The 12,428-nt window shown below is 41.8% G+C and carries 9 protein-coding genes; 4 read left to right on the top strand and 5 right to left on the bottom strand.

Annotated features, from left to right (window positions below; all coding sequences use genetic code 11):
• Positions 1-361: 361 nt before the first annotated feature.
• Positions 362-541, bottom strand: coding sequence for a hypothetical protein (locus AC4II3_RS01880; protein ID WP_488006913.1), 180 nt, complete (start codon positions 539-541; stop codon positions 362-364).
• A 274-nt stretch (positions 542-815) separates the two neighbouring features.
• Between AC4II3_RS01880 and AC4II3_RS01875 the strand changes: the two genes are divergently transcribed.
• The 4 genes from AC4II3_RS01875 (at position 816) to AC4II3_RS01860 (ending at position 7,043) form a co-directional block, all read left to right on the top strand.
• Positions 816-2,624, top strand: coding sequence for a hypothetical protein (locus AC4II3_RS01875; protein WP_488006925.1), 1,809 nt, complete (start codon positions 816-818; stop codon positions 2,622-2,624).
• Between the two features lie 441 nt (positions 2,625-3,065).
• On the top strand, positions 3,066-4,328 hold the full coding sequence (locus AC4II3_RS01870; protein WP_488006915.1) for an HlyD family secretion protein: 1,263 nt from the start codon (positions 3,066-3,068) through the stop codon (positions 4,326-4,328).
• 191 nt (positions 4,329-4,519) lie between these two features.
• A complete protein-coding gene (locus AC4II3_RS01865) occupies positions 4,520-5,821 on the top strand; it encodes an FAD-dependent oxidoreductase (RefSeq protein WP_488006917.1) in 1,302 nt (433 codons plus the stop codon).
• A 94-nt stretch (positions 5,822-5,915) separates the two neighbouring features.
• Positions 5,916-7,043, top strand: coding sequence for an NAD(P)/FAD-dependent oxidoreductase (locus AC4II3_RS01860; RefSeq protein ID WP_488029103.1), 1,128 nt, complete (start codon positions 5,916-5,918; stop codon positions 7,041-7,043).
• Positions 7,044-7,134: 91 nt separating this feature from the next.
• Here the strand turns inward: AC4II3_RS01860 and AC4II3_RS01855 are convergent, their stop codons facing one another.
• From AC4II3_RS01855 to AC4II3_RS01840, 4 genes are read right to left on the bottom strand one after another with little or no spacing between them, the layout of a single operon-like run.
• Positions 7,135-8,115: a class I SAM-dependent methyltransferase gene (locus tag AC4II3_RS01855; protein WP_488007102.1), complete on the bottom strand. Its 981-nt coding sequence runs from the start codon at positions 8,113-8,115 to the stop codon at positions 7,135-7,137.
• 57 nt (positions 8,116-8,172) lie between these two features.
• Positions 8,173-9,309 (bottom strand): ABC transporter permease, encoded by a 1,137-nt coding sequence (locus AC4II3_RS01850; protein WP_488007100.1) that lies wholly within the window; start codon positions 9,307-9,309, stop codon positions 8,173-8,175.
• 16 nt (positions 9,310-9,325) lie between these two features.
• Positions 9,326-10,417 carry an ABC transporter permease gene (locus AC4II3_RS01845; RefSeq protein WP_488007098.1) on the bottom strand — a complete coding sequence of 364 codons (1,092 nt, stop codon included), beginning with the start codon at positions 10,415-10,417 and terminating at the stop codon, positions 9,326-9,328.
• 4 nt (positions 10,418-10,421) lie between these two features.
• Entirely contained in the window at positions 10,422-12,386 is a 1,965-nt protein-coding gene (locus AC4II3_RS01840) for an ATP-binding cassette domain-containing protein (RefSeq protein WP_488007096.1), read from the bottom strand.
• Positions 12,387-12,428: the final 42 nt, after the last annotated feature.

Genomic DNA, 12,428 nt, shown 5'->3' with positions numbered 1-12,428 from the left:
ACTACGCTCTCCTTCAATTACGGTTAAGACTACAGCATACTATAACTCATAAAATTTAGCCACACTGAATACAAAAAACCCCTGATGGGCGGTTGGGTGCCCCAGGGGGATGCAGCAAAAGGTTAAAACTACCATATACAAGAGTAATGGGAAATGACAGTAAACCGTATCCGCAAAATCTCGGAAATCTCTCAGCCACTCGCAATAATGGCCTACGAATAATTACGTACTTGCCTTATCCATGGTTACTATCGGTTTATTGTCTACTAATATCCACAGCCATCTGACAAACCAGTAACTTGGGTCGAACTAGGGAACTGGCTCCTATTCCACACCTAGTTCAGGGAATCTCAACGGAATTTCAACGGAATTGAGTTGCCTTGAGGGCAAATCCGACTCGAAGGGCGTGTTGCATGTGCTTTACCCTTTGGGGTTTTCCAGCGTTTTGATCCTGCCGATACAACTTGTCTAAGCTAAGAATGAACAGAGTGAGTATGATTAATGTAGTGGCCAAATTGCGAGCAAATACTAAATCAAACATGACTATATCCTGAATTTATCAATCCCTGGGCGTTCTGAGCCCCATTGCCCATGATTAAAAATTGTGAAGTGCCGATGTTTAATTTAGGGTTGACGCTCAGGTGTACAGTGTTGGTTCTTGTGTAAGAATTGAGACCAATCGCTACAATTGGTGAAATCTGGTGAAATCTCGGAAATCTCGTCACTTACTAGTAGCTTCTTTTGTCGCTGGTGCTATCTTGGGCTGTACTCACCAAGTTATACCGACCACACCAGCGTCAGAGGCTAAACCAGTTATTAGCAGATCTGTTACTGATCTAATTCAGATTCAACCCTTACCGATTGCGACTAAGTATAGGAATCAGTGGACTCCTGAATTGGAGTCAGAATTCTGGGTGCGAGCCAACCAGGCAATTCAGTACTACGGTGGTAAAGGTTATGGCAACAACTACGGGGAAAATGAGAAGCGGTCTTATCCCTATGCCATGTTTGATTTTATTGTTGGCAATCGGGAGAAAGCCCTAGAGTTTCTGCAGTCAGAAGATGCCCAAGCTCAAGATAACCAACACACTGAGGGTATTGACTACTATTACGCTTTCACCCTCAAGGGACAAATCCGAAAATACTTCTTCTTTGGGCAATTTCTCGACCCGACCTACAAACAGCGAATGTTTGACGGTGCTAAAACCTGGACAGAAACAGACCCCAAGGGACGTCCTCACCCCATTTATGGTAAGGGAAAAGGTGGTGATGGTTGGGGACCGGATGTGCGAGGAGGTTGGGTGGATGGACGCAACACCGATAATCTCCGGGCAATGCGAGAGATTGCCGTTTATCTGATGGCGGAGGAAACCGGGAATGAAGAGACTAGGCGTCTGTATAAAAAGAAAATTCAGCGCTATGTCTGGGCGCTATACAACATTGGTATGGGAGAGTGGGACTCAGAGACTTACCATGGTCACACCTTTGCGGCTTACCTAAATCTCTACGACTTTGCGAAGGAGCCGGAGGTGAAACAACTGGCGAAAGCGGCTCTAGATTGGATGTCAGCGGCGGCAGCAGTGAAATATTATCGAGGTGGTTTTGGTGGACCGACTAAGCGGGATTACGGCAAAAGTAATGTGGTATACGGAGCCAGTGCTGCCCGTCTGTTCTGGCTTTATTTTGGCGATGTTACCTTAGTCAATCCTAAGCCAGAACGGGATGTGATTCACGTAATTACTAGCGCCTATCGACCTCCCCAGGCGGTGGTCAAGTTAGCTCGTAAGCAGTTTCAGAAGCCTGTGGAAATCCTGGCGAGTAAACCAGTCTATGAAAATTGGAAACCTGGAGGTGAGGATAAACCAGGATATTGGGAAACCACCTTTTTTGGTCATACCTATCAGTTGGGGAGTGTGGCCGGTGAGTTCCCCGCTGGTGATGTCGGACCATTCAAGCTAATGGCATACAATCAAGAGCGGGGTGTGGATTATTTTGTTGCTAATACCGGTGGTGATTGGGTGAAGCCAGGAAAAAATCAGGGAGACCAAGTTGGGCAATACCGTAACCTAGTTCTTTGGTTAAGACCAGCTACGGATAGACCATTCTTTTTCCAATTACCTAAGACGGCTCAAGTAGAAATAGAAGACGGTATTTGGTTCTTTAAACTGGAGAAAACCTGGTTAGCGATTCGCTCAATTAATTTGGATACCTATACTGAGGTGGCTATACCGAACCAGAAATTCGCCCAGCTCTATAGTCAGGAAAAAACTCTGAAGGCAACAACCCTAGGCAATAGCTATGCTGGCTTTGCTCTAGAAGTGGGAGAAGAAGAATCTCATGGTAACTATGAGGATTTTAAACAGGCAGTTAAGACAAAAAGTAAGTTAGATTTACGTGAAATTGACCTAGGTAAAGTCCAGTGGATTGGTAGCACTGGTGAGAGTATTCAACTGACCTACAATCCTAAAAATGACTTGCAAAGTCTGACCCGAAATGGGAAAGAACATGACTGGTCAAAACACCTTGATCTCTACAAACCCGTTAATGATAATGAACCGATTTCTCTAGGTTGGAAAATAGGTAATCTCCGGGTTGACGCAGGGGATTTGGTGTTTAAAAATTGAGTGTTAAGTGTTGAGTGTTGATCCCTAAATATTCCGTAAGAGGATGTCTGAAGCCACTAGTCAGCACTTAAATGGTAATACAAGTCATTTTGGATTAACGGTTGATGATATAATTCATTGATTCTGGAATTTAAACTAACTGGTGTTGAAGGAGTTGTAATCCCTTCAGCGCATCCTCGTTGGTTAGGTCTGGTGCCCTGAGAAGCACAAGGTTAGTATTTTCAATCTTCATCGGTTAAGCAAACACCATTAGCACCCTACTAGAGTGACTGATAGGAAAATTGTCAGACATGTTATAGCGCTACGCGCAAGGCATGCTAGCAATAGTTTCCTAGAACAGCTTTTGTTGGTTGTATCAATGTCCTACCCTTAATGGTTAGTGCTATAAGTTAGGATTTTAGTTCCCATATATTTGTAATAAAACAAAAAAAATAACTCTTTATGGATAAATCTCTATTTTTATATCAAGAAAATCCTAAAAATCAGAAAACTATCAAGCCGAAGCGGCAAATTTATCCTTTACTACTGAGCCTATTGGGTTTAAGCCTAGCTGGGATAGCTGTGTCAAGCAAGTATTTTGTATCAACATCCCAAGATAGAACCATCCTACTAAGTGGTCGGATTGAGGGCGACGAAACTGATATTGGGACGAAAGTTGGAGGTAGAGTTAATTTTGTCGCTGTGCAGGAAGGTAAAGAAGTAAACAAAGATCAGAAGATTGTGCGCCTTGACGATCGAGAAATTCAAGCTCAGTTAAAAGGTGCTACTGCTCGTTTAGTTTCTGCTCAGCAACAGGAACTTCATGGCCGTCTGCAAATCAATTTAGTGGAAAGTCAAATTTTGGAGGTGCAGCTAAATCTCAAAAAATCACAAGAAGATACCAGAGGTCAAGTCTTACAAGCTGAGGCATCAGTTGCCGCTAATATTGCTCAACTTAATCAAGCGTTTGCTAAGTTAGAAGAAGCTCAATCTGAATTAAACTTAGCAAAAGCTAATCGCGATCGCTTTGCTCAATTGGTGGAGCAGGGAGCCGTAAGCAAACAACGATTTGACCAAGCTCAGACAACGTTTGAAAAAGCCCAAGCAACTGTTAAAGCAAGTCAAGCATCAGTTAATGCCATCGGTAAATTAGTAAACGTAGCACAGGGTAAGTTAGTACAAGCCCAAACCTCTACTCTCAACCCAGAGATGATCAACGCTCAACTGAGCAGATTACAAACTCAGTTAGCCCAGGCTCGTTTACAACTGGCTATGGTTCAAGCTGAAGTTGAGATTGCCAAAGCTTTCCAACAAGAAATTAAAAGCAAAATAAGTGATCTAGAAATTGCCAGTCCCATTGATGGTGTGGTTATTACTCGTCTGGTTGAACCAGGGGAAATAGTTAGTGCTGGTCAAACACTCTTAACGGTGATCGATCCCAACAATGTTTATCTACGAGGATACGTTCCTCAAGGAGATATTGGCAAAATTCGAGTAGGACAGAAAGCTAAGGTATTTCTTGATTCATACCCAGATCAACCTTTAAGTGCTACAGTGACTAGTATTGATAGTCAAGCATCCTTTACTCCGGAGAATATCTATTTTAGAGAAGACCGTGTAAGACAAGTCTTTGGAATTAAAATAACTATTGATAATCCTGGGGGGTTTGCTAAACCAGGAATGCCAGCAGATGCGGAAATTATTACTGAATTGAAGGCTAATTAAATTACTATTTATGCATGGCTGAAAATTATCATAGCATGAATAACTTTAAAACTGCTATAATTATCATTAAAAGTGCGGTATAGCATAAAATTAAATGGTTTATTGTGACGAAGATCAATGTATAACCTATAAATTTCAGTAAAGATCATGATGGAGGAATAGTTATCAAATAATTTTATAAAATAAACTTTATGAAAACTGTAATCATTGTTGGTGCTGGACCCTGCGGACTATTAATGGCTCACTATTTGTTGCAACGTGACAGTAAATATCGTGTCGAGCTATATGACAAACGCCCTGATCCAAGACTTAATCCCGTGTCAAGTGCTCGCTCCTACAGTATTTTGCTAGGATTCCGAGGACGAGCTGCCCTTCGTGAAGTCGGTTTAGAGTCGTTGGCAATAGAACGGGGAACAATGCCTTTGGGACAAGAAATCCGTAACTCCCGTGGAGTCGTTCAATCTATTTCACGAAAAAAACCTCGACTCCTGATCGAGCGCAATGTTCTCACTAATCTTCTTTTAGAAACCTTGACCAAACGCTATGATGCTAGTCGCTTAAAGATACACTTCAAACACGAATGCATAGCTGTGAATTTAGAAGCAAAATCGGCTGTTTTTCAGTCAGCTTCAGGCTATCAACTATGCAAAGCCTATGATTTGTTGATTGGGGCTGATGGGGTACGGTCTCAAGTCAGAAATATACTACAACATACAACCGGTCTTGAGGTCAAGCTCCGCAAAAGTCCAGTTGATCTTAAAGCTTTAACGCTATGCTGTCCTGAAAATCATCCTGAGTTGCAGTTAGATAGGAATAGTGTTCATATTTATTCTTTGGGATCGGCTGGAGCTCTCCTGTGTTGGCCTACACCCAATAGAAATTACAACGGTGTAGTTATATTTACTTGGGGGTATAATAGTTTATCTAGTATCTCATCAGGTTTAGATATTTCAACTTTCTTCCACAAACATATGGGATATTTCAGTCAGTTGATATCGCCAGAAGAAGCTGATGCTTTTGCCCAGAAGTCTTTCTCCCAAACCACAACGGTTATCTGTAGTCACTATCATTTTGGCGACAGTGTATTGTTGGTGGGAGATGCCGCTCATGCCGTTTCACCCATTATCGGCCAGGGATGCAGTGCGTCTCTTGAAGATGGTCTAGTGTTTAACCAACTACTAGATGAATATGATGATAATTTAACCCAAGCTGTCCCTAAATATACCCAACGCCGTCACCCCGATATGATCGCCCTAGAGCAAATGAGCGATAGCCTGATTCCTTTACATGGTTATCTAGCAAGTTTAATGTTGCTGAAACACATTGTTGATCGCACACTCCATCGCTGGTTTCCCAAGCTTTGGGCTTCCTCTTCAGTGGATATGATAGCAGAAAGTACTATCCCCTACCGTCATATTTTGCAAAGCCATTCCCGTTGGTTTAAAATGATTAATGCCTTAAATCAGCTAATTCTGTGGAAAGGAAAACATTAATTTAATTAGAAACTATTTTTAATAAATCTATTCACTGATAAATTTAAAGGTAAATATGATTGACCAGAACTTTTTAGTTAAACCGATGTGAGAGTTGTTCAAGTTAAAATTTAAATCGCGCTCAGTCCATAAAATAGTAAAAGGAAATTTTAAAATGGCAAAAATTGCGGTAGTAGGAGCAGGTCCATCGGGTTCTTCAACAGGATACCATCTAGCTAAAAATGGTCATCATGTAACCTTAATTGATAAAGAATCTTTTCCCAGAGATAAAGCTTGTGGAGATGGTATCACTGCTAAAGCAGTTAGGGCATTGACAAAAATGGGGATTGATTATGAGTATTTAAAAAAATTAGCTTCAGAGTATTATTTATGGAATTCTTCAATAATTAGTTATTATAGCCAAGAATATCACCAAGAATATAGTGATTGGAGTATTTGTATTCCTAGATATATTTTTGACAATATTATCTACGAAAAAGCTATTGAGGCTGGATGTATTAATCACCAACAATCTGTTAATAATATTTCTCAATTTAGATCTAATTTTAACCACGAATTTGATTATATAGTTGATGCTCGTGGAATTTTTGCTGGTGAATGTAATGTTATTGGTATTCGTGAATATTGGACTTTACCTATAGAGTTATTCCCTCATTATTATCATTCTAATATACAAGTTTATCTTGAACAAGAGTTAGGATCTCAAGAGTTAGGATCTAACGGATATCTTTGGATTTTTCCAGTGGGTTTAAATGATAAATTATTGAAGATTAATGTAGGACTTGGTTTGTCTCTCAAGGATTATGAGAGAAGAGGAACTAATTTGATTCGTTTCTTTGACGAATTTGTGGTCAGGCATCATGTTGCAGGTAAGTTTCTAGATAATGTAGTTACTAGAACTAGAAAAAAAGTATATCCATTAGCTACAACTAAGTGGAACAATAAAATTTATGAAAATAATATTTTTAAGGTTGGTGATGCTGCAAATTTAACAGATCCTGTTACGGGGGAAGGTATTCATAATGCTATTGCTAGCGGTTTTTATTTAGCCCAAGCAATTAATATGAGTGAAGATATTGAAAGTGTTAAAATTAATTATCAAAAATTCTACCAAAAATATTTTCAAAATAAACTAAGAACAAGACTATTGCAAGAAAAAATGTTGTCACTTCCTGTACTCAGAAATTTCTTGCTATACAAGATAGGTAAATTAAGTAAATAATATGTTCTTGTGAGAGCCTGTCAAGCACTTTTATTTTTGACATTCTTTTAGTACCCTAGCTGTTTATCTGCCTTTTAGCTGTTTTACCTTCCTATGTGCGGTTTAAGATGAATTGATAATATCCCAAAGCACCTTGGTTGATATTAAAAGTAAAAGGCATTAATAGACTGGGAACAGCATTTCTAACCAGGTATTTGGGCAGTAAAAAAGTGAAAAGTTTTGACCGCCAATAAGATTGAAAAAAAAGTAGTGACAGCGATTGCAGGCGTAAAATAGTCGGTTGTATGGCGAAGGTTAAGTCTTCTATTATTTCCACAGAAAAACCCACATTTCTGGCAACCTCAGTCCAATCTTCAACTTCAGAAAAACCATGTCGTATTGCCATGCCAATTTCAGTAAGTTGAGTTAAGGTTTGTAACTCTTGAGAAAAACTTTCCAGTTTAGCTTGACGATAACCATCAAAAACAACCAGTTTTCCCCCTGGACGGAGGAGGCGGAAAATTTCAGCTAAGGTGATATGAGGTTGAGCTGCGTGACATAGACACTCGCAAGCAAACACCAGATCGAATGATTGTGACGGGAAATTTAAGCAATTAAAGTCCCCAATTTTAAAAGTTAAGTTGGTCAAATCCCTTCCCTTGCGATTAGCTATGGCGATATGCGACGGTGTTAAATCGATGCCAAAAAATTTAACATTGGGATATTTATGAGCTAAAAATAGACTATTAAATCCTTTGCCGCAACCCACTTCTAGAACGTTCGTTGCACCCAGCTTATCGATTTGTTCAGCGACAAGTCGAGGTTGAGCTTGGTAGCCATCAACGTGAAAAACACCATCAAAATTTAATGCCATGTGAATGGCATCTTCAGCGGAATGATAGAGACGATAACCTAACTCGCTCTGGGTGTAGTAAGGAACTGTAATATCGGCATTAAATTCTTTTAACATGCGATCGCGACCAAAAAAGTTATCAATTTGAGCAATGGCATTTTCTAAGGATAGTTCTTCAGTTGGTTGATAAGAATTCTTTTTTAGACCTGCTGTCAGAAGTTTAAGAATTATTTTTTTCATGCTATTTCAATAAAAATCAGTGGCTAATCTATCTATATTACCGATACCAATTTCAGGTTAATTATGATACTTTTGCCACTTCAAAAGATACAAGCATAGGATAAACAATCCTACGGCTACTATCACCAGTAAAAGTAAGGGTTGCCACAACAGATCAAACCCAATTCCTTTTAGTAGAACACTACGCAGAATAAAGATGTAATAGTGCAGTGGATCTAGAAGGGTCAATCCTTGAAACAAAGGAGGCATGGCTTCAATGGGGGTGTAAGCTCCAGATAACTGCACTAGAGGCAAATTAATAAAAAGCGTGGTCAGAAATGCTTGTAGCATATTCTGGTTTAGCAGACCTAAGATTAGTCCTAGTTCAGATGTCAGCAGAATATAAACACAGGTGCTAGTCATAAACATTAGCCAACTACCACGAAATGGTAGGTCAAAGACAACTTGGCTAAAGCCGGTTGCCATCAGCACCATGACTAGGGTGATAGCCAAAAGGGGAAGCAGTTTGCCTAGAAGCACTTCCCAAGGAAGTAGGGGAGTAAGCAAGAGTTGTTCAAAAGTGCCATAGTCTTTTTCTGCTGTCATGGTGGAGGCAGCGGCAAAAGTGCTAATTGCTGTCAAAATTACCCCCAATACCCCCGGCACAAAATACCAACTGCTCACCAGTCCGGGGTTATATAAAATAGTTGTCTGTAGATTAATCAGGGAAGATTCAGGGGAATTGTCATTACGATAGCGATACTGACGGATGATTTGGCTGAGATAACCCCGAAGAATACCGACTCGATTAGCATCAACACCGTCAATCAGGACTTGCACCTCAGCTAAGTTACCTTGAGAGAGTTGGCGATCAAACTCTGGGGGAATTACAAGAGCAACCTTGACTTCTCCTGCGAGTAGCGATCGCTCTAAATTCTTTTCTTGTAAAGTTTGTACAGTGGGGACAACCACATCACTAGCAGTTAGAGTCGCCACAAACTCTCGACTGGCTGAGGATTGGGCATAGTCCACTACCCCTAAGCTAACCTGTTCAACACTGGGATTAAGGGCAAAGCCGTAAACTGTCATGTAAAATAGCGGTGCCAAGACAATTGTGATAAGAAGCTGGCGATCTCGGAAGATATTGGTCATGTCCTTGAGCACAACTGCCCAAACACCTATACCTGAGAAAAATCCCAGTTTCATCTTCCCCATGCTCAATTACGGTTTCCTATCTCTGCCGAATTCGCCACCACGATAACATGAACATTCCAATTGTGAGCAGGAATAGAATAGGAATAACGTGGCCAATACGAAGCCAGCCCGCACCTACTAGAAATGCGTCTCGGGTGAGTTCAATATAGTAACGAGCTGCCACGATATTAGCAACCAGTGACAGTGGCCAAGGAATATTCTTGACTGGATAGAGAAAACCTGACAGCCAGACAGCCGCTAATAGTCCAGTATTCATAACAGTTTGGACAGCAACCAAAGCTTGCTTGGAATAAACCCCAATGAGTAATCCATAAACCACACTGACCATCAAAAACAGCCCAGTGCCAACTAGCAGCGGCCAAGGATTTGCTACTGGCCAGAGGTCAAACAGCAACCCACCCAACCCCATCAACAGTACTGCTTCGCCGATGGCAATCACTACATAGGCCAAAGCCTTCCCGATCAGAAACTCCCAAGCACTAATCCCTGATGCTTTGACCTGAACCAAGGTACCTTGTTCTTTCTCCCGTACCACGGCCATCGCTGCCACTAGAGCAGGATAGGTAAACAAAACAATAGCGTAAACTCCAGGTACGATATAGAGGGATTCCCTTCGCCCCGGATTAAACCAGATACGGGTATGAGCGAAAACATCGGGACGCTGAGTCTGGAAACCCTGTTTTTCCAAGAAAAATTGAGTGGTAGCACGAAGGCTGTTCTGGATTACCCGAGCATTGTTCACATCTGTGCCATCGATTATGACCTGCAGGGCATTGATTTTTCCCTTTTTCAATTGGTGCGAAAAGTCGGGAGGAATCACCACTATTGCTTGAGCGATGCCCCGATCAAGCAAGTCCATGCCATCGGTTGTGGTAGCTGCTACAGGCTTAAACTGATTAGTGGCAAAAACCTGCTCAATATAGGCTCGACTGAGGGGGCTATTGTCAAAATCTCTGACGCCTAATGGTACATCCTTAATTTCAAGGCGAATGGCAAAACCAAAAATCAGCATGGTCATTAAAGGCAACAAGAATACCAATGCTGCCCCTAGGCGATCGCGACGAAATTGCGCCAGTTCTTTGATGCACTGAGCCAAAATCCTGTCCATCGCGCTACCTTTTTTGAGGATGTTGTGAAATGTTGAGAAACGCTGCTTCTAAGGAGAAGGGGATGGGAGTGATTTGGTGAGGCTGGACTTCTACCGAAGCTAGATAATCCTGTAGCTGGGACATATGTGACGGCTGATCCAGAATCATCTGGATGCGATCGCCCATAAATACCATGCGCCAAGGCTCAAACTGTTGTTCTAAGCTATAGAGGGTGTTTTTGGGAGAGGCAGACAAAATTTCTACGAGGGTACCGGTTTGCTGGGCTTTAATAGCGGCAGGAGACCCTTGCAGAATTAGCTCTCCCAACCGCATAAACAGCAGATTAGTGCAGTATTCCGCCTCTTCCATAGAGTGGGTAGTGACAACAATCGCTGTACCTTGGCGGGCAAACCCCTGAAGAATTTGCCAGAACTGCCGTCGCACCAGAATATCCATGCCACTGGTAGGTTCATCTAGAAACAGGATATCTGGCTCGTGTAGAATAGCAGCTCCAAAAGCGACTCGCTGTTTATTACCCCCAGATAGATTTCTAAGTCGTTGATGAGCCGACTGGGTTAAGCCAAAAGTCTGAAGTATCCAATCGATGCGAGCATTACGTTGCTGACGAGGAACTCCATAAGCTCGACCAAAAAAAGACAAATTTTCTAGGATGGTTAAGTCTGGATACAACGTCAATTTCTGACTCATGTAGCCAATTCTTTGCTTTACTGAGGGTGAATGGGGTAGCAAATGCTCAGATGTGTAGTAAATTTTTCCACTACTGGGGCGCAGTAGACCACATAGGAGCTTCATGAGTGTCGTTTTGCCAGCACCATTGGCCCCCAGCAGTCCCAAAATTTCACCTCGACTAATAGTAAAGCTTAGCGATCGCACGGCCTGAAAAGTACCATAAACCTTGCTGACCTGATCAACCTTCACTATCCAATTGCCATTAGAAGCTGAGTTATAGGGTGGTGAAGATCTCTGGGACACTTTAGAGAACAACCCTGGAAAACTTGCCTTTACCCCTGAAGATCGCTGCAAATGATTGGCCATTACATGCTCCAGTGTAGGATTGGCAGGCTGTATCCGAGCTGAGGGCAGTTGGTGAAGATGTAATATTTGTTGTATGGCCTCCTCTGCAGAGATAGCCTGTTTGCTCACAAAAACCATCATGCGATCCCCTAGGGGTTTGAGATCTACGACTGGAGTATCGTTACTAGCGATCGCATTTAGCAAAGCCTTTTCAGTTGCGGCAAAAATTGACCCCGATGCCAACATTGGATCCTCAGGCACCACCTCAAAACAAGATAAGTCCATACTGGCACGCAAATCTTCTGGAGGTCCTATTTGTTGAATAGTACCGTTGTGGATTAAGGCAACGCGATCGCAGCGTTCTGCCTCATCTAGATAATGGGTTGCCACCACAATAGTGGTACCCTGCTGAGCAATTTTTGCTAAAAAGCTCCAAATCTCACGGCGGAAGACAGCATCAATACCAGTAGAGACCTCATCCAACAGTAGAATTTGGGGTTGGGTAATCAATGCACAGCATAGAGCCAGCTTTTGCTTCATTCCCCCCGATAAATCTCCTGCTAATCTATCAGCAAAAGGCTTAAGGGCTAACCATTGGAGATATTGCTTTCGGCGAGATTGAAAGATTTCCTCGGGTAGACGACGCATTTTAGCGTAGTAACGGAGGTTTTCGTCTACACTCAAATCGGAATATAGTGAAAACTGTTGTGTTAAGTATCCTAGGGATGACCGCACCATTGCTGGTGGTTTTCCCATGACCCGAATCATTCCAGACGTTACTTTTTGTACCCCAGCTAAAGCTTTTATTGTGGATGTTTTACCAGCGCCGTTGGTACCTATCAAGCCAAAAATCTCGCCGGGATACACTTCAAAGTCAATGCCATTTACAGCAACATATTTATCGTAATACTGTCGTAATTCTTTTACTTGAATAATGGCTTGATTTTGTTTCATTCTGACTTTTTAGTTTGTTGAATCCTGTGCTAATACCCTGGG

Source organism: Moorena sp., from assembly GCF_982860115.1.
Note: the sequence above shows the minus strand (reverse complement) of the source record. Positions and strands in the feature narration are given on the sequence as shown.